Source organism: Bacteroidia bacterium (assembly GCA_026932145.1).
Classification (GTDB): Bacteria; Bacteroidota; Bacteroidia; order J057; family JAIXKT01; genus JAIXKT01.
On the sequence record JAIXKT010000012.1, the window covers coordinates 11900 to 36831 of the forward strand.

General features: G+C 39.5%; 13 protein-coding genes and 1 pseudogene. 1 reads left to right on the forward strand and 13 read right to left on the reverse strand.

Features of this window, described 5'->3' with window-relative positions; all coding sequences use genetic code 11:
• From LC115_04375 to LC115_04435, 13 genes and pseudogenes are all read right to left on the reverse strand, one after another.
• Positions 1 to 539 (reverse strand): annotated as a pseudogene (locus LC115_04375) (helix-turn-helix domain-containing protein).
• Positions 540 to 661: 122 nt separating this feature from the next.
• Positions 662 to 1849, reverse strand: coding sequence for a phosphoglycerate kinase (locus LC115_04380; protein ID MCZ2355917.1), 1188 nt, complete (start codon positions 1847 to 1849; stop codon positions 662 to 664).
• A gap of 3 nt (positions 1850 to 1852) precedes the next feature.
• Entirely contained in the window at positions 1853 to 2851 is a 999-nt protein-coding gene (gap, locus tag LC115_04385; GenBank protein ID MCZ2355918.1) for a type I glyceraldehyde-3-phosphate dehydrogenase, read from the reverse strand.
• A gap of 157 nt (positions 2852 to 3008) precedes the next feature.
• Positions 3009 to 5507, reverse strand: a complete 2499-nt coding sequence (gene gyrA, locus LC115_04390) for a DNA gyrase subunit A (GenBank protein ID MCZ2355919.1) — start codon at positions 5505 to 5507, stop codon at positions 3009 to 3011.
• An 89-nt stretch (positions 5508 to 5596) separates the two neighbouring features.
• Complete coding sequence (gene smc / locus LC115_04395) at positions 5597 to 9160, reverse strand: chromosome segregation protein SMC (GenBank protein MCZ2355920.1); 3564 nt, start codon at positions 9158 to 9160, stop codon at positions 5597 to 5599.
• Between the two features lie 109 nt (positions 9161 to 9269).
• Positions 9270 to 16523, reverse strand: a complete 7254-nt coding sequence (sprA, locus tag LC115_04400; GenBank protein ID MCZ2355921.1) for a cell surface protein SprA — start codon at positions 16521 to 16523, stop codon at positions 9270 to 9272.
• 345 nt (positions 16524 to 16868) lie between these two features.
• The gene (locus LC115_04405) at positions 16869 to 17252 is read right to left on the reverse strand and encodes a response regulator (GenBank protein ID MCZ2355922.1); all 384 of its coding nucleotides are present in this window, start codon (positions 17250 to 17252) and stop codon (positions 16869 to 16871) included.
• Positions 17236 to 18960, reverse strand: a complete 1725-nt coding sequence (locus tag LC115_04410) for a hypothetical protein (GenBank protein MCZ2355923.1) — start codon at positions 18958 to 18960, stop codon at positions 17236 to 17238. Before LC115_04410 ends, LC115_04405 begins: the two co-directional genes overlap by 17 nt.
• On the reverse strand, positions 18915 to 19604 hold the full coding sequence (locus tag LC115_04415) for a lysoplasmalogenase (protein ID MCZ2355924.1): 690 nt from the start codon (positions 19602 to 19604) through the stop codon (positions 18915 to 18917). The genes LC115_04410 and LC115_04415 overlap by 46 nt, the downstream gene beginning before the upstream one ends.
• Entirely contained in the window at positions 19585 to 20133 is a 549-nt protein-coding gene (gene hpt / locus LC115_04420) for a hypoxanthine phosphoribosyltransferase (protein ID MCZ2355925.1), read from the reverse strand. Before hpt ends, LC115_04415 begins: the two co-directional genes overlap by 20 nt.
• 5 nt (positions 20134 to 20138) lie before the next feature.
• Positions 20139 to 21869 carry an AAA family ATPase gene (locus LC115_04425; protein ID MCZ2355926.1) on the reverse strand — a complete coding sequence of 577 codons (1731 nt, stop codon included), beginning with the start codon at positions 21867 to 21869 and terminating at the stop codon, positions 20139 to 20141.
• A 116-nt stretch (positions 21870 to 21985) separates the two neighbouring features.
• Positions 21986 to 22381 (reverse strand): biopolymer transporter ExbD, encoded by a 396-nt coding sequence (locus tag LC115_04430; GenBank protein MCZ2355927.1) that lies wholly within the window; start codon positions 22379 to 22381, stop codon positions 21986 to 21988.
• Entirely contained in the window at positions 22378 to 23052 is a 675-nt protein-coding gene (locus LC115_04435) for a MotA/TolQ/ExbB proton channel family protein (protein MCZ2355928.1), read from the reverse strand. The genes LC115_04430 and LC115_04435 overlap by 4 nt, the downstream gene beginning before the upstream one ends.
• A 231-nt stretch (positions 23053 to 23283) precedes the next feature.
• On the opposite strand from LC115_04435, the gene LC115_04440 reads away from it, so the two are divergent.
• The gene (locus LC115_04440) at positions 23284 to 24927 is read left to right on the forward strand and encodes a CTP synthase (GenBank protein ID MCZ2355929.1); all 1644 of its coding nucleotides are present in this window, start codon (positions 23284 to 23286) and stop codon (positions 24925 to 24927) included.
• The last annotated feature ends 5 nt before the right edge of the window (positions 24928 to 24932 follow it).

Genomic DNA, 24932 nt, shown 5'->3' on the forward strand with positions numbered 1-24932 from the left:
AGGTCTTTTATAAACATCCAATACATTTTCCATATGTGCTACAAACTCACTACTTTTTTCCGGTGGAATTACCCAACCTTTTACTTTCCAAGGCTTAAGTTCATTTTTTTTAAAACATTCCCAACCGAAACATAAGATATGCTGTCCACGTAATTCAGCTCTACCATCTTATCTGCTAACAATCGCAAAGACCATTTTGCAAATCCTTTGGGTGGCTCGCTACAGCATAGTGCAACCAATTTAGCTTCCACCTCGCCGTCTATCTTTATTTCATATTTTCGGCTTGTCTGTCTGCGTTCCAGCACTTGCTCGAAACCCTCTTCAATAAATTTTTTCTTAACTCTGTCTATGGTTCGCATCCCTACTTTCAGTACTTTACTAATCTGTTCATTGGTTACTTTGTCAGAATATTCGCCTTCATCGCAGTTTAACAGAATATAAGCAGTACGGAATGTTTGTGAAGTATGGCTTCCTTTATTAATGATTGCCTGAAGTTCCTCTACTTCTTCCTTTGTCAATTTAATCGTGTATCGTATCATTGTTTTTTTGTAAAGATACGAAATATATGCGTCATAACATATCTAACCTAACACTACTTTCCTGAACCACAATTAACTACTGTGTTTGCTCAAAGATATTCCGGTGGAATATCTTTGAGTGATTAATCTCCTAACGCGGCTATTCCAGGCAGTATTTTTCCCTCTAAATACTCTAACAAAGCACCACCACCGGTAGATATATAAGTAACTTGCTCTGTGAGATTTGCTTTTTCCAAAGCTGCAGCAGAATCTCCTCCACCAACTAATGAAAAAGCTCCCTTAAAAGTGGCCTCCGAAACTGCCTTAGCAATATCGTATGTGCCCTTAGCAAAATTATCAAACTCAAACACACCCATTGGACCATTCCAAAGGATGGTTCTGGAAGGAACGATGTATTTGCGAGCATTTTCTATAGAAATCGGACCTATATCTAAGCCCATCCAACCTGTGGGTAAGTAATCATTACTTTCGGCTTTGTAAATAGTATCATTGGAAAATGATTCGGCTACAATAGAATCTACAGGAAGAATAAAGTTAATACCTTTTTCCTTTGCTTTTTTCATGATATTGCGAGCAATATCTAATTTGTCTTCTTCACAAAGAGATTTTCCGATATTTTTACCTTTGGCTTTTAAAAATGTATAAGTCATCCCTCCGCCTATAATTAAGGTATCCACTTTTTCAATTAAGTTTTCAATCAGGTGGATTTTATCAGAGACTTTTGCGCCTCCAATAATTGCGGTAAAAGGGCGGTTTATTTTTTTGACGATTTTATCTGCATTTTTAATTTCAGTAGCCATCAGCAGCCCTGCATATTTCTTTTCAAAAAACTGGGCTATAATCGTTGTAGAGGCATGGGCACGGTGTGCTGTACCAAAGGCATCGTTTACATAAATAGAGCCATAGCTTGCCAACTTCTTAGCAAACTCAACGTCTCCCTTTTCTTCTTCGGGATAGAAACGTAAGTTTTCCAACAAAAGTACTTGCCCTGTAAGCAGTTTTGCCGCCATTATTTTGGTCTCTTGGCCTAAACAATCCGGTGCAAACTGCACTTCCCGAGAAAGCAATTTACTAAGATGCGACAAAAGGTGTTTTAGAGAGAACTTTTCTTCATATCCTTTTTTAGGTCTGCCGAGGTGGGACATCAAGACAACGGCACCGCCGGCATCCAAAATGTATTTAATGGTGGGGATTGATTCACGGATACGCTTGTCGTCAGTTATCTCAAACTTTTCGTTCAACGGTACGTTAAAATCAACACGAACTAACGCTACTTGACGTGAAAATTCTCCTTGTTCTATGAATTTCATAATCTAGCGAGCCATGCGTTCTACTAAGTCTGCAACGCGGCAGGAATAGCCCCACTCGTTATCATACCAACCTACCACTTTTACCAACGACCCCATTGAAAGCGTTGATTTTGAATCAAATATGCAGGAATGTGGGTTTCCTACGATGTCTATGGATACTATTGGGTCTTCGTTATATTCTAAGATTCCTTTTAGTGGACCTTCTGCGGCAGCTTTCATTGCTGCGTTAATTTCGGCAGCAGTAACTTCACGTTTCAGTTGAACGGTAAGGTCGGTAAGAGAGCCGTCCGGTATAGGAACGCGCATCGCTACTCCGTCAAGTTTTCCATTTAACTGCGGAAGCACTAATCCCACAGCCTTAGCTGCACCGGTAGAAGTTGGTACAATGCTGTAAGCTGCTGCCCGTGCTCTACGCAAATCCTTATGTGGTGCATCTTGCAGATTCTGATCTGCGGTATATGCATGAATTGTGGTCATATAACCACGCTCTATCCCAAATGCATCATCTAATACTTTTGCCATTGGAGCAAGGCAGTTTGTGGTACAAGAAGCATTTGATATAATGGAGTGCGAGGGTAGTAAGTCTTTATCATTAACCCCAAGAACAATTGTTGCATCTACGGGGCCAGTAGCAGGGGCAGATATGATTACTTTCTTGGCACCTGCTTTCAAATGGGCTTTTGCCTTTTCTGCATCCGTAAATCTACCTGTTGACTCTATTACAACATCAACGCCTAAATCTCCCCAGCCTAAATTTGCTGGGTCTTTCTCTGAACTCGCGATAATTGTTTTGCCGCCAATTGTTAGTGTTTCTGCATCGTATGTTACAGAACCGTTAAAACGCCCGTGAACGGAATCGTATTTAAACAAGTGTGCTAACGTTTTATTATCTGTTAAGTCGTTTATCTTCAAAACTTCTACGTTTGACTGACTGAGCAAAGCCCGTAAGGCTAAACGACCAATACGCCCAAAACCATTGATCCCAACTTTAATACTTGACATGGACCTGTAGTCTATTCGAATTTGTTAATAAATTAATTTTTAATAACTTACTTTAAAAGTGTCTTTATTTTTGCTAAAGCGTGCGCAAAGTTAAATAAAGATTTAAATACCGTAAGCAAGATTTACTTTTTTCGGATGAAATTTTGTTTGCTAATAGTTATTCTGTGTCTTCCTGAAACAAGGTAGTATTTTCTTTGTCTGTATTTTCATTGGATTCAGCGAGTTTAGCTACGGCTGCTATTTCGCTATCATCTTTCAGGCGAATTAGGCGGACTCCCATAGCATTTCGGCCGGTTTCTCGGATTTCTTTTACGGCTATTCTAAGAGTTATCCCAGAACGGGTAATTATCATCAAGTCATTAGCATCAGTAACTTCCTTGATAGCAATTAATTTCCCTGTTTTTTCATTAATATTCATGGTAATAACGCCTTTTCCGCCTCTATTGGTAATGCGGTATTCTTCTACGTGGCTTTTTTTGCCATAGCCTTTTTCTGAGACTACCAGCAGATTTGTGTCCTTGTGTTTTACCACAACCATTCCGATTACTTCGTCATTCGGGTCGCTTTCATCTAAGGTAATACCCCGAACACCCGTTGCCTGCCTGCCCATATCCCGAACAGCGTCTTCTTCAAAACGAATAGCACGTCCATTTCGGCTTGCTAAGATTATATAAGATTGATTCTCAGTTAATTTTGCCTCTATTAATTCATCGCCTTCATTAATATTGATAGCGATAATGCCGGAAGATCGTGGTCTGCTATAAGCTTCTAAGGGGCTTTTTTTGATTACTCCTCTTTTGGTGCACATCACTACGGAATATTTTTGTAATTCCTCCGGATCTTCAAGCGATTTTACATTAATAAATGCTTTTATTTTATCGTCCTTAGCAATCGAAATCAGGTTTTGTATGGGTCTTCCTTTGGTTGTTTTGCCGCTTTCGGGTATCTCAAATACTTTTAGCCAGAAGCAGTTTCCTTTTTCGGTGAAGAACAGCATATAGTGGTGGGTGCTTGCAATAAATAGGTGTTCCAAGAAGTCTTCTTCTTTGGTCGTTGCGCCTACGGCACCCGTTCCGCCTCGCCCTTGTTTACGGTAGTTTGCTACCGGCGTCCGTTTGATGTAACCTTGGTGGGAAATGGTGATTACAACGTCTTCGTCTGCTATCATGTCTTCTACGCGAAAATCTTCGGCAGAATAAACTATCTCTGTGCGTCTTTCATCGCCATATTTTTGAGATACTTCGGCTAATTCATCTTTGATAATTTTCATACGCAGTGGCTCATTTGCCAGAACCTCCATATAGTATGCGATGAGGCGCATTACTTCTTGGTATTCTGCTCGTATTTTATCCATTTCGAGGCCGGTAAGTCTCTGTAAGCGCATATCCAAAATAGCTTTTGCTTGGATTTCGGACAGCGAGAAGTTCGTTATCAAACCTTCTCTGGCGATTTCGGGAGTTCTGGCTTCGCGAATCAAGCGAATTACGGCATCTAAGTTATCTAAGGCGATAATTAGCCCTTCCAAAATATGTGCTCTGGCTCTGGCCTGCTCTAAATCGTAGGTGGTTCTTCGGACAATAACCTCATGACGGTGTTCTACAAAGTAATGAATTTGATCTTTTAGGTTCAAAACCATTGGGCGATTTGCGACCAGCGCGATATTATTTACGCCAAATGTTGTTTGTAAAGCTGTTTGTTTGTATAAATTATTAAGAACTACTTGCGGGTTTCCGTCTCTTTTAATGTCAATCACGACCCGTAATCCGTCTCTATCAGATTCGTCTCTGATTTCAGCGATACCTTCTATTTTTTTATCGCCTACGAGGTCTGCAATTTTTTCTACGAGAGAAGCTTTGTTTACTTGATATGGGATTTCAGTGATAATGATACGTTCACGGCCATTTTTTTGGGTTTCGATGTTGGCTCGTGCGCGTGTGATAACTTTTCCTCTTCCGGTTAAAAAAGCTTGGCGCACTCCTTCATAACCATAGATAATGCCCCCTGTTGGAAAATCAGGGGCTTTAACGAATTTCATCAATTCTTCTATGGTTATGTCTCGGTTATCTATATAAGCAATAATTCCCTGAACGACTTCTCTTAGGTTATGAGGGGGCATATTGGTAGCCATTCCTACGGCAATACCGCTGCTGCCATTTATTAGTAGGTTTGGGACTCTGGCCGGAAGAACTATCGGTTCTGTCAAGGAATCGTCAAAGTTTGGGCGGAAATCAACGGTATTTTTGTTAATGTCTTCCAGAAGTTCTTCGGCTATCCTGCGCAATCTGGCTTCGGTGTAGCGCATAGCTGCGGGGCTATCTCCGTCTATAGAGCCAAAGTTACCCTGCCCATCTACCAATGGGTAACGTAGCGACCATTCTTGTGCCATTCGCACCATAGTATCATAAACTGCGCTGTCTCCGTGCGGGTGATATTTTCCCAATACTTCCCCGACAATACGTGCTGATTTTTTGTGTGGACGATTGCTGGCTAAACCTAATTCGGACATTCCGTATAACACACGCCGATGAACGGGCTTTAACCCGTCTCGAACATCCGGTAATGCGCGGGATACGATAACTGACATTGAGTAATCAATGTAAGCCGTCCGCATTTCTTCCTCTATGGTTCTAAGTATGATTTTGTCGCTATTTGACATATTAAAAGCAGAACGCAAAGTTAGTTAAAAAGCAGCCTCTCTCGTCATAAATAGACTTGCTTTTAGTTCATTACTTTGTAATCAAGATATTAGCTACTGATTCCCATAAATTTATCTTCTGCAAGTTGTAGTTTTTCAAAATCTACGGGAAGTACTTTGGAAACGCCTGCTTCTTCCATCGTAACGCCAAAAATCGTATTGGTTGCCATCATGGTGCGTTTATTGTGTGTAACGATGATAAATTGGGAATTTCCTGAAAAATCTCTGATAATATGGTTGAATTTATCAATATTGGTATCATCTAAGGGGGCATCTACTTCGTCAAAGATACAGAACGGGGCCGGCTTGAGTAGATAAATAGCGAATAATAACGATATTGCCGTTAAGGTTTTTTCGCCGCCGGAAAGTTGGTTGATTGTTAAGGGGCGTTTTCCTTTAGGCTGTGCCAAAATGTCAATGGGTGATTCTAATGGGTCATTGGGGTTTAGCAGCACGAGATTGCAGGAATCCTTTTCGGTAAAGAGGCTTCTAAATACTTGGATAAAGTTTTTTTGGATGGCTTGAAAGGCTTCCATGAATCGGGTTTGGGCGGTTTCATCAATTTCTTGAATGGTGTTTTTCAGGTCAGTTTCAGCGGATAGTAAATCTTGTCGTTGTGCCTGCATAAAGTCATAACGTTCTTTTATTTCTCGGTGGGTTTCGATTGCTGTTAGGTTTACTTCGCCGAACTCGGCAATTTTGGTGCGTAATGAAGTTATTTCTGCTTGCAGTTCATCTATAGAAAGAGCTGGCCGCCCATTTTTAAACAAGGATTCTTCTGTTAGTTGAGAAAATTCTAATTGAAATTCAACGCGCAGCCGTTCTTCGAGGGCACTTATTTTCAAACTAACTTCAGTGCGTTTGTCTTTATTTTGGTTTAAACTTAGCTCTAAGTCTTCTTTTTGTTTCCGTTTTTTATGAATCTCGGTTTCTAATATCTGGGCTGTATGCAATGCAGTTTGGTAATGTTCTTCCTGTGCCTGTTTTTGGGTTTCTACCTTTTTTAAATTTTCATAAGCATTTAGCAGCGTATTATCTGGAATTTCCGGTGTTTGTATCAGGGTATTTAAGTTTTTTGTAATTTCCTCTTTTTCAGCTTGATATTGATTAATTGCGGTGATTCGGACATTTTTTTGTTCTCTGATGAAGCGGATTTCTTGCTTTGAGGCTTGAATAATACTTTTGACTTGTTCAAATTGGATGAGGGCGTGATTCAGTTTTTGCTGCTCAGAAGATAGCTTAGTTTGTTTAGCATCTAAGTTTTTTTGAAGGTTTTCGCATTCTTGGGTTAAGGTGTCTAAGATGCTGTATGCTTCTTCTATTTGTGGGGCGATGGTCGTGATTTTGCTTTGGATTTGGTCGAGTTTACGTTGGGTTTCTTGGGCGCGGGTTTCTGTTTGCTGTATCAGTTTTTGAAAATCATGTTCGCGGGCTTGTAAAACGTGTAAATCTCGCTGTTTTAGCTGTAGTTGCTTATTTAGGGTTTCAATTTGCTGGGTTGGTTTTTGGGTTATGGACTCTTGAAGTTTTGTTTGGGTTTGGTTAATTTGGTTTTGCAGGGTTTGGTTTTTGTTGGTTATTTCGGCTATTTCGGCCTCGAGTTGCTCTAATTGTAAGGCTCTTCCGATTCTTTTTCCTTCAAAAAGTCCGGCTTTCCCGCCGCTTAATTGTCCGTTTCCAAGCCAGATTTGACCATTATGCAGTAAAATGTTATCCGTAGCAGAAATCGCTAACCAATCCGAAATATGTTCATGAAATTGAGTTTTTTGAAATAGAAACTGCGCCAATAGTTGATACTGCGGCTGACAGTGAATTTGGTTTAACAGAGAATATTCATTTATATTTTGTTGATTATCAACAAGTTTTTTTATGTCATCTAAGATAAAAAAGCGTGCTCTACCTACGCCTTGCTGTACCAGCAAGGCAATGGCTTCAATGGCTTCTTGTCGTGTTTGAACCACAAAATAGCTCAAATAGGGTTCTAAAAAATGTTCTACGGCGGTTCGGTAGGCTTCTGTACAGGAAAAAATATCTGATAACAACACAGTATTTGCTGTCCAGTGCTTATTTTTTTTCAAAAATCGAACACTTTCGGGGAATCCTTCTAAGCTATTAACTAAGCTGCTGAGTAGTTTTCGTTCATTATTTTTAGCATCCAAGGTTCGCGTAGCGTTTCGCAAAGTTTCTTGCAAAACTTCTAACTGCTGCTTATGCTCTTTTATGGATTCTTCTATTTGGCTTTGGGTATTTTGTGTGTCTTTTAGTTCCTGCTGTAATTGAGCAATATCGTGCTGTAGAGTGGCGATGTTTTGGGCTACTTCATCGGTAGTTTCCTGACGGGAATTAACGTCCTGCTGTTTTTGTTTTAGCTCATTTTCAAGGCTTTGGAGTGTCGTTTTTAAAATATCCAGTTCTCGATTTTGCTTAGCGAGGTCTTGCTCTCTGTGTCTTTTTTGGGATAAAGCGTTATCTAAATTTATTTTGATTGTTTTTGAATGGCCTTGTAATTGAGAAATGCTCTCTTCGAGTTCCTGAATCAAGTATTCGTGCTGGTCATAACGTTCATTAGCAGAGTCAATAGTAGTTTCCAAGGTGAGTTCTTGGGCAGAAAAATTTTCTATTTCAACTTGATATTTTTGGTAATTTGTTTCAATTTCCGCTGCTCGTTGGTTTAAGTGCTTAACTTTTTCGGTACGCAGGTTTTTTTCATATTCTTTCTGGCGAATAACATCCATTAGCTCCGTAATTTGCTCTTGAATATGGGCAGCATTTTCTCTGGTAGTTAATGTTTGTTGTTGAAAATTAGTTAGTTGTACTTCTTTTGTGGAGATTAATGTTCTGGTTTGGGTAATTTGGTCTTCTAAATTTTGGGCTTCTTGGGTTAGTTTTTGGCTTGTTGAGCGCAGGGTTTCTGTACTTAAAAAAGTGAATTGTAGCGAAGCCCGTTTATATTGCTGGCGAAATTCCTGATATTTTTCGGCACGTTTTACTTGCTTGCTTAGGGTATTGAGGCTTTTTTCTACTTCATAAATGATGTCATCTAAGCGCAATAAGTCGTTTTGAACGTCCTCTAACTTTCTAAGGGTTTCCTTTTTGCGTAATTTATATCTGGAAATTCCGGCTGCTTCTTCAAAGAGATTTCTACGTGAATTTTCTTTATCATTCAGGAGTTCGTCCACCATTTTCAGCTCAATGATTGCATAAGAATCTGAGCCAATTCCGGTGTCTAAAAATAGCGCATGGATGTCCTTTAAGCGGCAGGAAACATTATTGATTAGATATTCGGCATCTCCGTCTCGATAAAGTCTTCGGGTGATGCAAACGGTTGGAAATTCCGGCGGGAGTAATCCGCGATTATTTTCAAAGGTAATGCTGACTTCGCAGATATTTGCGCGTTTTCTCTTTTCGGTACCATTAAAAATAACGTTTTCCATTTTATCGGAACGTAGGTTTCGGGTTTTCTGCTCCCCAAGAACCCAACGGATAGCATCAATGACGTTGGACTTTCCGCACCCGTTTGGCCCCACTATTCCGGTTACTCCTGAATCAAAATATAGTTTAGTTTTATCGCTAAAACTCTTAAATCCCTGAATTTCAAGCGACTTTAACAGCATTTTTAATAAAAATAGTTATTACAAAATTGCATTTCTCTATGCTAAGGTTATGCACAAAAGATTCACAAAATAGATTTGGTGATTTTTTGACTATAAATATTTTTCGTTTTTAGCGAATGGTGAAGCGAACTTGCACCCCAAATGCTGAAAATGTAGTGGGAAAGGAATTTGACATAACCGGTTTATTCCGGTTAAATTCATAATAAACCCGAACTGTCAGTTGTGTACTAACCATATAATCTATTGATGGCTTGATAATTAGCCCAAAATTACCGCCTGTGAAATCCGGCGGAGCAGTAGAGTCTAAGCGGCGGTTTTGATTCTTGGAATTACGAAGGGTTACTTCAAAACGAGTAGTTATGGCGTTTTTAATCTCAAATTCTTTTCCGAATAAATTTATCGGAAACAGAAATTTGTCCTTTCGCCAACTTAAATTCAAGGTGAGTTCTGTATTTTTGGTTTCAGCCAATTGTAAAGCACCTACGTTAAAAGTTAGATTTCTGTCTTTTTTTAAATCTACCGTAGCTCCGATTCCGTTTTTCATGGTAAGATTAACCCCCAAAATTGGGGCAAACTGTTCTGAAATTGTTACCGTTTGAATATTATAAATCGGCTCAAAATTAACCAATTGCACAGTTGAACCGGTAATAGACCTTCCGGCAGAGTCCACTACATAAGTTTGTTGGGAAAATTTATCTCCTAAATTGGCTCTCGAACGTAAGTTATAGATAAAGTTTGTAGAATAAGTGGAGCGATAGCTATGTGTAAACGTAATTGCACTAAAAACATCCTTAAATGATTCCGAGAGGTTTAGGCCATTAAAGGTAACTGTCCAATTAGGCATCGGGATTCCAGAAAACGGTGATAATGAAACACTTCCTGCCTTTTTACCGCCGTAAGCCGCCAAAAAGGCAGGAATTAGCACATCTTGGGAGGTAGCATTGTAGCCATTAAAATATCCGCGATTAGTTTCTCCGGTATAAGATAGCAATGGCTGGTTAGGATTAGCAAGTGCCAAACGCCGTGAAATCTCCCGTCTATTTTCTGCAAATGCCAAAAAAGCTTTGGATTCATTATTGGTGTTGCTTTCCCAAGCAGTCCCAATAGCTAAAAAAGAACTTGAAAAAGTACCTGTTGCTACTTGGTTAAAGCTATTAAAGTCTTGTTTTGCGTTATCCCAAGCAAAGAGTTCGCTATAATTTTTTGAGTTAGAGCGATTTACATTAAAATCTATTTTAAACCCTTTGAACACATTCATAGAGAGCCGTCCGGTTATTTGTTCATTGAAAGTGGTTGTATATTTGCTGGTTAGGAGGGTATCTCGCGTTATCCAGCCTGCTTCTGCGGCTTTTCGGCGAATGTCTTTTTGGTCGCCTAAGATAAAACCAATTCCCGGAGCCATTGTAAAGGGTCGGTTGAGACCCAACGAATCTCGAAAGCGGAAGTCTAAGCCAAAGTTATCCGTTTGGGGCAAATAACCCGGCAGAATAGTGGTTTCTGTTCGGTTATAGGATAAATCTGCTGATTGGACGCTAAAAATCAGCCGGACAACTTCTTTGGCGAACCCGCGCAATGCGATGTAGGTGTCGTCCCCCTCTTTTCTACTTGAGTCTGCTTTGCTGATAATATTTTTTTTAGGGGTAGGCTTGAGAAATGCTTCAACTTTTTTGAACTTTTTGTAAAACTGTGCAAAATTCATTTGCCCGGTAGCTTGTATGCCACGGGAGTTGCTAATAGTATTTCCAAAGTTTTGGTTCTGCAATGCGGCTGTTTGCCACGTAAATGCCGCATTATAGGTAACGTTAGAGGAAATCCAGTTTAGTGGTTTTACTTTATCAAAAGGCAAACGATAAGTTGCCTGAATGGTTTGATTGTAGTTTAAGGTTCTCCCAAAATTGATTTGCCGGTACTTCCCATTAGCCTCATCTCGGCCAAAACTCAATATATTTCGGTACAGAGTATCTTTCTTTTCGGGAGAATTTATCAGTCCACGTGGTTCATCCACACGGCCGGTATTGGTAGCATTAAAGGTGAAGCCCAGAGATTTTGTAATATCCCAGCGGAGGCTATAAGTTCTATTTAAGGTAAAATTTTGTACAAAAGTAGGTGTGATAATAATGCCGTTAGCCGTTGGTCGCATCTGATTTTGCTCAAACATCCGGTTGCCATCTAATTTAACCGAAATTGTTTTGGGAAAGAGGTAGAAGTTAAAAGCTGTAATTAGATTGGTTTTTGCTTTTTTACCTTTAAATGGCTGATAGTTTTTGGGTGTAAAGCTGTAGTTATAGGCTATGGAAGCGAGGTGTTGGGTATTTAGCCGATAAGCTGTTGTGGAATTATGAGAAAATATTTCGCTGTAGCTTAGTGTTAGTGCTAAGTTTTCTACGTCCCAGAGGTGAGGTTTTGCCTTAGAGTTTGTTTTTATTTTTCGGGCGTTATTTAGGGAGAAGCTGCGGTTAGAGGTGTAGTCTTGGGCGGCGCGGCGCGTAGAATCTCTGTCATGTTCATCACGGGCAGCTTCAAGGCGGGTAACCATCTTAATATCAGGGTCTAAGGGGTTATATTGGGGGTCAGTCCAACGTTCGCCAACGGCATAATAGATAGGCAGTTCAAGTCCTATTTTTTTGGGGAGAAGTTTTCCTAAGTTAGAAGACACCGTCAGGTCATAGCGGGTCATATTTTCGCGGCTTCGTTCGTTCAGTCTTTTTTCGATGCCGCCAAATCCCGGTGTACTTCTGGCAGCCGCGACAGTTACCTGCGCTAAGTCCGCTAATTTCAGGTTTAGTCGAGCATTTGCAGCCCAGCCGGGAAACTCATCAAAGTCCGTAACCCGCAATTCATTGATCCATGCTTCTAAACAAACCGGTAGGCCGTCATTCTTGGGATTTCGGATACCTATCAAAATCGTTTTAACGTTATTTAGCTGGGGGTTTCCCAGCACCGTTATTTTATGTCCTTTTTCATTCACATAGACATAACGTTCGTTATATGAAAGCATTCGGATATTACGTTCTTGCTTCGCCCTATTTAATTCTTCCAGTGCAAAATTTAGCTGATTTTCTTCTAACCAAATATTTTCTGCAGTGTTAATACTTAAATTTGAGGGAGTTAGAGGAATTTCATATTCGTAATAGTTATTCACATAATCTGTTCCTAAGCGGATAAAGCAGGTTACATCGCCTCGTTTGTTAAAGTTAGCGGGATAATTTCCATTCAAGTTAGGTTCTGCGTGTATCCACATTTTGAGGTGTTTATAATTACGCAAGTCAAAGTTGATATTTTTGAAAACTGCGTTTGCATAGCCATCTTGGAGGCCGCAAACGCTCATTACCAACGATTGTTCGTTTTGAAGGATGCCGGGAACCGGAGAGTTATACTGTTGCTGGCGGATAATATTTGGCGGGATAACATAACCCAGCGGCACTCTACCGGAGTTTTCTTCAATATTAACCGTAGCGATATTAAAGTCAGCGGAAACGGAATCTGTAGGGGGAAACACTACATCTTCCGGGCCAATGGTGTTGGTATAACGCCGCCACTGGGTAGCTACCAACTGAACTTTAGCAAACCGCATGATAGTTTCTTTATCAAAGTTATTTAGATATAGCCGGATAAAGTCTATAGCTTTAAAGTTCTGGATTCCATTTATCGGGATGCCGGAACGTAATGGCACTCTAAACTGATACCATTTAACCCGTTTATCTGTATTATTTTCCATCTTTAAGATGGTATCTACCTGACTTACAATATAGTTTCTGCCGACCACCAAATCTTCTTTTCGGATACTGATTTCGTAATCATAAAATTGCTCTGCCGAACTTAACGTTCCGTCTGCGTTTAGGTCTTCTACATCCGGTGTAGTTGTAGCCGAGCGGGTAAATTTATCACCCGGGTTAGCTATGGGTGAGTTTCCTTCTGTGCCGTTGTAGTGTACATAGCGGGAAATAATATCTGTGCCGGAGGGGTAAGCTGCATCATCTCTAAAAAACACAAAGTCATCAGAGCTTGGGTCATTGTTGATTTTAGCGATACCCACAGCATCCGTAACCACAGTTGAGGCTTTGTTTAGATAGTCCTGAAAAAATGTTCTTTCTTTTTCTGAAGAAAGCCCGTCTAAGCCAACGTCCTGAAACTTTCGTGCACTTGGGTTGTTATCAAAAGATTGGATAGGTAAAGTAGCATCTGAAACGCGCCCCCAAGGAGTTGTCGTTAAGTTTAAATTATTATTATCATCATTTTCATTGGTTGGGAGGCCATTTTCAAAGCTCCGGCGGTTATCTGGCAGCACGTCTTCGCTGATTTTTCCCAGATTAAGGTGCATATTTCCACCGGTATTTGAGGAGTCTTCGGCAAAGGGGTCTAAGAGCCAAAATTCAATAAATTCAAAGTTTGCGGCTTCAAAGTCGGTGTTACCACTGGTTCTGCGCATGATACCAGCCCAGTTTTCACGAGGATTTATGAAACTGCCTTTTGAATTAATTTTTCCGCCGTCTGTTTGGTAGTTATATGGCCCCCGAACACTTGGAAAATAGTGCAGGTCTAATGTAGCCAATAAGTTAGTGCCCGGTCCTGGTGTAGATTTGGGGAAAACTTCCTGCGGCGTTATTCGGCGGCTTGCATTTAGGTTCAAGGCAGGTGAGTTTTTGTCTAAACCAAAATCTTTAGGCTGAGTATAAAAGATAGCATCTATTTGATACCAAGCTAATTTAGAACGGGTAAATCCGGCTGAAGTAGGGTCTGAGCCGGCCGGCCTTGGTAAATTTGACGGAAAAGAGGCTAACTTCCATAAATTAGCATTGGTAATATCTGAAACATTTTTAGTACCTTCAAAATCATCTAAGTAGGCAATTCCCTTTTCGTCCCCTGTTTGAATTTGGCGCGGGTGGCCAGGAATCATTTGGGCAAACTCTCCGTTAAATGTAACCTGAGAAGGCTCTTTTGTGTTTATCAACGGAAGTTTATCTATTATTTTGGTAATGAGCTTAGATTGTTTATTAAAACTTACATCTGCACCCCAGATTGTATTAGAAAGCGGCTCATCTCCGATGTTAATCTTGTTGATTAAGGGGCGTTCATTTAGGTGCAATATTGTTGCCCCTAACTTAATGTCTTTGTTAAATTTATAGTCAATTCGGGAGCCAACCATTGTTTTTTGGTCAATCCCAAATAATGTATTACTTTCATATTTGACTTTTATTTCTTGGCCGGAGTTGATAATTCCTTGATTCAGGATGGTAACTTTTCCGATATTGTAATCTACGATATAGTCAGATCCTTCTGTTAATTGGATTCCGTTGGCAGTAACTTTGATGGAGCCTTGTGCTATCTGAACGGCATTTAGCTGGATTTCCGAGCTGGATGCGCCTTGATACGTTCCTTTCATTTTAAAGCGGTTTAGCTGTGGAAAGAACTGGCTTGCATCCACTTGGGTCATGCTGTATAATTGTGGATAGGCATATTTAGCCGAATCTGATTCTCTGTTGGTGATAAACTTGTCTATCAAGCCCTTACCAAAAGGCTCTAACTTCGGGAAGATAATTAACCCTTTTTCGGTAATAACGGTAAGGTTGGGTAAAAAGTCAAAACGGTTATCAGCACCGGCCTCCATATTGTTGGTTAGCCGGTCTAAGCTAAGTACTTGTATGAGCGGAATGTTTTTGACATCTGAAGTAGGTAAGTAATTTATATCGCCGGCTCCTCCGGTAGATTCGTACCAAACATCTAATACAAAATTATCTTTATTTAAGTTGTAGCCTCCGATGCTATAAATATTTTTCATCATCAAATCCCAAGTCGGATACGGTCTGTTGTTAAGAGCCGGGCGGGTAGAAGACGGTTTTAGCATTTTTAGAAATAATACATTGGTATTATTGGCGTTAGAAGGTTGGTCTATGGAAAACTCCCCTACTCTGAACACAGTAGTATCTCCGGTAACGGTGTATTCATAAGCTACATACAGAACGTCATTTTGCTGAAGTTTTGTGTTTAAGGATATGTAGCCAAGTTGTGGGTGGAAGCGATATTCTTGTTCATTAAGGCGCTTCATATTTTCGATAAGTTCAAAGTCTTCTCCATTTTTCAGGCCGGAGGCTTCTAAGTTAGCTACTGCATCATTCCGTAAGCGGGCATTTTGAATCGTTTGATAAATATGGTTAGCGGAGTTATTTGGGTATAGTTTGGTGGGGTTAGCTACTGTTGGGTTCCAAAGAACGCCGCCGTTGGACGTTATATTTTCCCCCAAATCTACAAAACCTATGGCATTACGGTTGTTTGTTAGAGAAGAGTTTGAGCGGTTTGTAACCCAAACTTCTACTCGGGTTACGTTAATATTTGAGGTAAGTACGGGAAAATTAGCAGTGGCTCGTTCATAAACGCTTCGGAAATAATGATTTAGGAAAAAGTGGCGGTTTTCGTCATATTCATTTACTTTTTTGGAAAATTCTGTTTTTTGGGCACCGCCGGTAGCTGTTACCTCATTGGTTTTTCCGCGTTGCTGAGAGGCAATGCTAGTGATAAATACCGGGCCAAATTGAGCCGCTACTTTTACCCCAAAAAGATTTTGCCCTCCGGTAATCAACGACCCGTTTAGCGGTAGGCTCACATTACCGGCTTCTATTTTTTTGATAATGTCATCTTCGCCGCCCTCATAACCGGTTAAAAAAGTATTCTCAAAATTAAAGTTAGACTTAGTATCCCAATTTGCCCGTAGTTTTAGCTTTTCGCCGATTTGCCCTACTACATTTAGCTGAATTTGTTGGTCAAAATTAAAGGTAGAGTTTCGTTGATTTGCCAATGAGTTTGCCGGATTTTGATTTTTATTTATCCGATAGGATAAATCTAAGAGAACAGATCCGCTGGGTTTTATATCTACTTTTCCGCTGCCGAATATATCCCGAAATAATGCCGAGTTAATATTCAGCTTTGGTATCAATGACTTAGAAACGGGCGAACCGCTTTGTTGTGCACTTTTTAGCCGGAAGTAGCTGGTGGTCTGCTTCCGTTTGAGCATATCTAAATATTCCTCGCGGGTGATATACGAGGGTGGCTTTACGTCTATCCCGCCTACGCGCTCATGTACATAATATCCTTTCCCGTCTTCATCTATTTCATAGATAGTTTCTACATTAGAAGGGTTGGGAGCATATAGAGGCGACTCATGATCTGTGTTGGTTGGGTTTATAGAATTATCTTTCCGCCTAAAAGTTATTCTTTTACGCTTTTCGTTGCTATCTGGGAGAAAAAAACGATATTCCCTCCGCTGATTGTTGTTTTTTTCTAATATAACTAACTTCTTGTTGGTTTCTTCTTGATGAAACCACGGTGTTAGAATAGAAAAAATAAAAAGAATTACTGCGTGTAGCAAGATTATTTTAGAATAGAATTAGCTGAGAGAACTCCCCAATAAGCCGGCAAAAATAAGGAATATCTAAAATACTTTTGTATCAATCCTTGAATTGTACTTTTGAAAACGGGTTAAATTACTGGTTTTTGCAAAATTATAGTTCGGTTTTCGGTTAAATAGTAAGTTTCAAAACGGACTCAAGCTGTGTACATTAATCTATTTCACCAAAAGTATGATTTTTGTATTTCTCTGAAATCACTTTGTTTGTTTTTCAAATGGCTGTATTCTGAGTGGGATTTTGGACAAAGCGAAACTCGCACATTACAGTAAGTGGTTTCTTAAAAACCACAAAATCCCCTTAGGTAGTTATGGCAGATTCAGTACTCTTTTAATTGAATTAGCAATTTGTTCCGGGCTGGCCGGTTTGGTTATATACTCTTGAATACCAATTTCTTTGGCAAATTGGGTAGAATAATCGTCCGTTTGGGCAGAAATAATCACTATTGGAATTTTTATATCTTCAATAATGTATTTTGCTGTTTCTAAGCCATTTAGCCTTCCTTCGAGGTTAATGTCCATAATAACGACATCGCAATAGTTGGATGAAAACCACGAAAGTGCTTTTTCTCCGCGGGATACAGTTCCTACAACGTTAAAGCCGAATTCCTCCAAAGACTCTTTAATGTCTAAGGCGATAATGCGGTTATCTTCTACTATTAGAACTTTTATATTTTTATTTTGGATGTCCATCGGCTAAAAACAGTGCTAAATTAGAAAAATTAAGAATAACTTTACATCCTTTTTCAAAATTCCATGTAATTTCTCCTTCTAACTCACTTGTTAAAAGTTCAATAAAACTAATTCCAAATCCTTTTCGGGTAGGAGTTCCCTGTTGCGAGCTTTCTCCATTATCTGAATAGGTAAAAGCGGCAGAATCTTCTTTAATATCAAACAAAAGTTGTATTAATAAGTTACCTGAAGTCTTAATATTATGTTTAACAGAATTTGTAATCAGCTCATTCACAATTAGTCCAAGGTACATTGCTCCATTTGGCAGAATATTAATATCCGGAAGATTATTCTCAATTTGAATATCTTTCTTTCCCATTGAGTTCATAACTTCGTTCCCAATATGATTAAGGTACTCATGTAAATTTACACTTTTGTTATTTAGTTTGAATAAATCTTCATAGAGGACTCCCATCGTTAAAATTCTATTTTGAAGATTTTGGGCAAAATTTAGGGCATCCTGATTCTTGAGCTGGCGCATTTCCATTCTATTCAAGCTGGATAAAATCTGTAAATTATTTTTAACTCTATGCTGCAACTCTTTGAATAGTAGTAAGTTTTTTTCTTGCTCTTTTTTTAGCTCTTTATTCTTAGCTAAAACCTCCTTGTTTAATTTTCTTTCTTTCAGAAAGTTTATGGTGATAATAGAACCGGATATAAATAGGATAGCAAGTACAATTCCAAGCATCAGGAGCATTGCCTGTTTTACTCGGAGGTCAGCTTCTTGCTCTAACATTTTCATCTCACTCGTTTTTAGCTGATATTGCGCTTCTAAGTCCTTAATTCTCTTCATGTAATCCTGTGATGAAATTTTGTATTCCGCTTCACTTCGCTTTTGAGCCATTTTTAAGGCTTTTGGATAATTTCCTAAACTTTCATAGCATGATTCCGCAATATTGCTAAAATGAGCTGTTTTTGAGTAGCTTTCTTGAACCTCTTCTTGATCAAGCATACAGAGAACAAGCTCTAAGGCAGGTCTATAATCTTTCTTTTTAGTCCAAATTTCAATTTGGGCATCAATTAGCTCTAATTCTAAGGTTTTGGCTAAATCATCGTCTGAGCAGGTAAATATTTTTCTTTGTGCAATACCCATATAATAGTCTGCACTATCTGGTTTATTAATGTTGAGATAAGCAGAAATTATTCTGGGATAAATAGGTAGCGATATATTGTCTAAGGATAAAGAATCTGCTATCTTTAAAGCCTTCTTAAAAACCGCTATAGATTGTTCGGTTTTTTTAAACTTATGAATAATAACTCCTTTTACGATTAAGCATCTAATCAGATGTGTCGGTAAATTACAGCTATAGGCTTTTTTTTCAGCGCTTTGAATAATTATAAGGGCGGTATCTAAATCATTTTGGGCTTTGTTTATGGTTTCATACAAAATTGCTAATCTTCTAAGGGAGATGACTTCTTCTGCGCAGTTTTTAAATAGCACAGCTTTATCATGATGTTCAAAAACCAACGTAAATGCTTTTGCATAGCCATCCATATCGCCTTTGCTGTAGTATTTACTAAACATCATTTCATAAGAATGCCAGTCCGGCTCTGTGGATTTTGATAAAATAAACTGAGCTTGTATCGTCTTGGCAGATAAGCTCAGAATAATCGTAAAAAAAATCAGTTTGAATACTTGGTCGTAAGTACGCCCCGAACAATTAACCATTGTGCCAGCAAATAAAAACCCATAACGAACAAGCGGCTCCAAGCAAAGCTATTTACAAAAAGTGCCCAAGCCAGAATATAATCAGAAACCACAAAAAAGAATGCCCCCAGCAAGCCACTTAAAAAACTATAATTCAAGTGATGCACCAAAGCCATAGAAAACATTATGGAAATGACTAATACATAAGATATTACAGGGATTTTTATATCAATAACATGTGGTACAATGGTATAAACAGCAATTAAGAATAGAATAACTCCCGGTAGAAAATGCAAGCTATTCCAAGATATTTTGGGCATACTTTTAAAAAAGGCATGAGAATACGCTATATGAGCCATCAAAAAAGCAAAAAGACCTAAGGCAAAAATCCGAAATGGGGGCATTAAAAGTACATCCCCAGCCCAAGAAAGAAGTAAGCCGGCTAATAACGACCAATCTGCTGATTGAAAATTAGGAACTAAGCTTTTGTAAAAACCCATTGCTAAAACGGGCATTACCAAAGGCTTTGTCAGTAACCGAAGTTGATAGCCAAATTCATTATCAAACTCTAATAAAATTTCCGCAAAAATTTCTAAGAAACAAACTACTGCATAAACCCAAGTCCACCGATTAAAAACCGATTTTTCATATCTGGCTTGGCCCATCTAATTGATAAATATCTGATAAATAGCGACCTTGTTCAGCATAATCCATACCGTATCCAACGACAAACAAATCAGAGATTTCAAACCCAGCCCAATCCGGTTTATGGATACCCCGAAACGCACTCGGCTTAAATAACAAAGAGGCAATTCGCATAGATGCCGGCTGCATATCCTGTAATTGGTAGTGCAGCACATCTAAGGTTAAACCGGTATCCACAACGTCCTCAATAACAATAACTTCCCTGTTTTTTATTTCAGGCTGAATGGGAAAGTTGGTAATAACTTCATTTTGCGAAGCCATTCCAGAACCATATGAAGATAGTTTTGCAAAACGAACTTCATACGGAAAAGTCAACTTCACAAATAAGTCACTAAAAAAACGATAGGCTCCGGTTAATACCGGAATTAAAACAGGAATAGTTTGGCTATCTGTATATTGTTGATTTAGCTCTCGGGCAAATTCAGCTATACGGCTATCTATCTGATTATGAGTGAATAAAATCTTAAACTGTTTATCTTTAATCTGCATAACTACTAAATTTCGCGTTGGGCAATAACTCTTTTTAAGAGTTGCATTTTTTCCAGAACTTCTTCTCTTTTCAAGTCTCTGTACTTAGGGGGAAGCAGTTCTTTGGAGGTACATTCGATAACAGCAACAAGGTTCATAAGCTCAATTTCTTCTGGGTATGTCGGGGGGATAAAATCAGCAAACGCATACTGAACATCTTCGGGGGTTACTTGGGGTTTTCCGGCTGCAATTGCTTTGAATTTAGCACGAATCAAGGCAGCTTCCATATCTGCGCCTGAGTTAATTTGCAGTTTTTCAAAGAACTCGTCATTAAATTGTTCTCCCTTTAGGTATGATAATCCTGTTTTTTTCAGCATAATCAGGAAAAAGTCTTTGCGTTCTTCTACGGTTTGTGGGTAAAATAAGGCGATGTGTTCTTCGGCGCGGCCTTGTCTTTTGAGGTCAACGGGCATTAAATCCGGGCGTGCCGTTAATAAAAACCATATTATTTTTCCTCGATGCTCTGTATTGCTCATAAAAGAAGCTATCATGGAGAAAACCCTTGAGCTTACGCCGCTGTCTCCGGAATTACTTCGGTTACCTAAGTAGGCATCGGCTTCGTCAATCATAACAGCTACGGGAGTCATCGCTTCCAATAGCTTGAATACTTTTTCAAGGTTGGTTTCGGTAACACCAACCCATTGGGAACGAAAGTTTTTTAGGAGCAGCATCGGAATGCCAATTTCTCCGGCAAAACAAGTTACCATAAATGTCTTTCCGGTACCAACCGGCCCATTAACGAGATAGCCCATTGGCAGCACTTCGCCGTGCCCACTTTTTAAGGCTTGAGCAGCCATTCTAAGATGACCTTTGGCTTGTGAATGGCCGGCAACGTTATCTAAGGTGAATTTAGTCTCTACAAACTCCAATAAGCCGCCGGATTCACTCTCGATAATAGTTTTTTTCTTTTCTGTAAGCTGCTTAAACGTAAATGGTTGCTTGTTTTCACTAATTTCATACAGTAGTGTTTTTAGGTGTACCAAATTGATTCCGGCAGTATGGTTAGCCAAAATATCCGGTGGCATCTCTAACAAGGTCGGAATATTGGGAAACTCCTGAATGCAGTAAGAGATATATTCAGAGCGTTCCTTTTCGTTCGGATAAGGAATTTCTATCTCACAAGTGTAGGGGTTTCTGACTAAAAGATGGTTGATTTCACTTAGGTTTTCGGCAACCAAGACAATGGTCATATCTGCATTTAAAAACTCAGCGTCTTTAGCCCATTTTTGGAGAAAAACGAGTACTGACCTATCTTCTGGGCTTAGGTTGGAGGTTGTTCCCATCGGAACGATGGTGTCGGCGTATTCGATGATGAAAGCTATCCGTTTTTTGTCCCGAACTCTAATTCGGAAGTAGTTATCCAGAATCATCAGTGCGCGGGCGGGGTCTCGCGGAAGCTGCCGCGCAAAAGTCGTTCCATGAAGCGTATCGTATGCAGTAAGAGAACGACTAAAGTCTTCGCCGGTTTCTTTTTCCCGAAACAAAATACCGGAGGCACGGTCATAAGAAACTACTAAATCCCGCCTGCGAAATAAATCATACATTAAATAATCCCGCAATCTGCTGTATTTTAAAGTGTTATTACTTTTTGTACAGACAAAATCGGTGGTATTTCCGTATAAGATAAACTGAGTAATGGTTCTGGTGTAATACTTACGTGCAAACGTTGTAACCCAATCCGGTACGTTATTTTCCATATATTTCGCTGCAATTTACTGGTATTTTTGAATCATTATAAGCAGGATCTTGATAATTCGTAATTTTTGAATGGTCTCTTGTTGCTTGGTTGGGTGCTTTTGAGAATGATTGTTGGTTATTTTTTGGTAGCCAGCACCACAGATCCTTTGTTTTCGGCGATGTGGGCAATCACGAAGGCAGCTTGCTCCATCGTTACTTTTTTATCAGCACGAAGTGTGATAACTTTTTTCTTGGGGTCTTCCGTTTTTAGCGCTTCGCGAATTAAATTAGGAAGTTCCTCTTTATCAACCTGTTGATCATTCCAAAAAAAGTGGCTGTCTGCCGATATTGTAACGCTGTTTTGCCCCTGCGAGGGTTTCTCTGACTTACTTTGTGGTAGATCTACTTTTACGCCGGCTTGATGAACAAACGAAGAAGTTATCATAAAAAAAATGAGTAACAAGAATACCAAGTCAGACATAGAAGCCAAACTAAATTCAGTTGTTGGCTTATTTCGCTGTTGAATGCTCATTTAGCAGGCTCTTGTAAAAGGTCAATAAACTGTGTAGCAGTAACTTCCATTTTAAAAATAACTTCTCCAATCATGGTCGTTAGGAAGTTAAACCCAATATAGGCGGGGATTCCGACTATTAGGCCGGCTGCTGTTGTAAGCATCGCTTCATAAATCCCGCCCGCTAAGTCAGAAGGGCTTACGTTTCCTTCTAAGGTAGCGATTTGCATAAAGGCAGATATCATTCCGGTTACGGTGCCTAAAAAGCCAAGCATAGGAGCTGCGCCGGAAACGGTTGCCAAAATACTCAAATGCTTTTCCATACGATAAACCTCTAATTTCGCTTCGGTTTCTATGGAAGCTGAAATTTCGGATAGCGGCTGCCCTAAACGGCTGATTCCTTTTAGCACCATACGCGCAAATGGAGTATCTGTTATTTCACACAAATTGATAGCTTTATCCAATGACCCGCCCCGAACAAAACTGGTAATCTGCTTCATAAAGGCATCCGGGCTTTGATTTACTTTTCTGATTGTTAAATAACGTTCTATAAACACATAAATGCCCCAAGCAAGCAGCATCGCTATAGGAATCATAAACCACCCGCCTAAGATAACTAAATCGAATAAACTTACGGAAACTTCTTTGGGTGCGGTTGCTAAACTATCTACCTGCAAAAACAGTAAACTCATGGCCAGTTTTTTTGCTGCGAAGTTAGACGGCATACTACTTTTAGAAAATACTTTTTCTCCCACAATGCTTATTTAGCCGGAAAATCCTATTGTGAATTTCTTTAACCCTAATAAAAAGTTTTTGGGGAAGTACCAATATTAAAATATATTTTACTAAATACAAATACGTTGCCAAAATGCTGGATAAGGTTTGCGTTTAGCTTGCAAGAACCCTGTACCTTTGCGGAAATTATGAATCAAGCTCCGCATTGTAAATATATTTTTGTAACGGGTGGAGTTACTTCATCCTTAGGTAAGGGTATCGTTTCGGCTTCATTGGCAAAGTTATTGCAGGCACGCGGCTATTCTGTAACCATCCAGAAGTTTGACCCATACATCAATATTGACCCGGGTACGTTAAACCCCTACGAACATGGGGAATGTTATGTAACCCAAGACGGAGCTGAAACTGATTTAGACTTAGGACATTATGAACGTTTTTTGAACACCCCAACGTCTCAAGCCAATAATGTAACTACCGGCAGAATCTATGAAACCGTTATCCGGCGAGAAAGATTGGGAGAATACGGCGGAAAAACTGTTCAGGTAATCCCACATATCACGGATGAAATCAAACGCAGAATGTTACTGCTTGGCCAAACTGGTGATTATGAGATTGTTATCACTGAACTTGGCGGAACAGTAGGCGATATTGAATCATTACCATACATAGAAGCCGTTCGGCAACTGAAAAATGAACTAGGCAGCCATGACTGTATCGTGATTCACCTAACCTTAATTCCTTATTTAGCTGCTGCGCAGGAGCTAAAAACAAAACCTACACAACATTCCGTAAAGCTACTGTTAGAATCCGGCGTGCAGCCGGATATGCTTGTTTGCCGCACAGAGCATAAACTCTCCCGCGAAATCCGAATGAAAATAGGTCAATTCTGCAACATAAATGTCAATGCCGTAATAGAAACCATAGATGCAGAAACCATCTATGACGTTCCCATCATCCTGAAACGGGAGCAAATGGATAGAGTGGTCTTGAGTAAATTAAAGTTACCTTTTCGCCATGAACCGGATTTAAGTTCGTGGACAGACTTCTTAAACCGCTTAAAAAACCCCAAAGATGAAGTACGAATCGGGCTGATTGGCAAATATATAGAACTAAAAGATGCTTACAAATCCATTAGCGAGTCTTTCGTTCACGCCGGAGCAGCTAATGAAATTAAAGTTCATCTGGACTTCATTCATTCTGAAGATATTAATGATGAAAATGCCGATAGGATACTGGGTAAACTACAGGGTATTTTGGTAGCACCCGGCTTTGGCCACCGCGGAATAGAAGGAAAAATAGCCGCAACCCGTTTTGCCAGAATAAAAAAAATCCCTTTCTTAGGAATCTGTCTCGGAATGCAAATAGCCGTAGTAGAATTTGGTAGAAATGTCATTCATCTGGAAGACTGTAATAGCATTGAATTTAAACCAGATGCAGCTAATCCAGTTATTACCATGATGGAGGATCAAAAACAGGTTACACAATTGGGCGGAACAATGCGCTTAGGATCATATCGCTGTGAAATTAAAAAAGACACACTCGCTTTTAGAATCTATAAAAAACAACTGATAGAAGAACGACACCGCCATAGATATGAATTTAACAACGCCTACCGAGCGCAATTTGAAGCTGCCGGAATGGTTATGAGCGGAATTAACCCGGGAAACAACTTAGTGGAAATCATAGAGCTACAAAATAATCCATTCTTTATAGCCTGCCAATTTCACCCTGAATTACGCAGCACCGTAGAATCCCCACATCCGCTATTCGTTGCTTTGGTTAGAGAAGCATATCGCTGTAAAACCACAACGAATCAACCAGTTAGCCATTAAAAAAC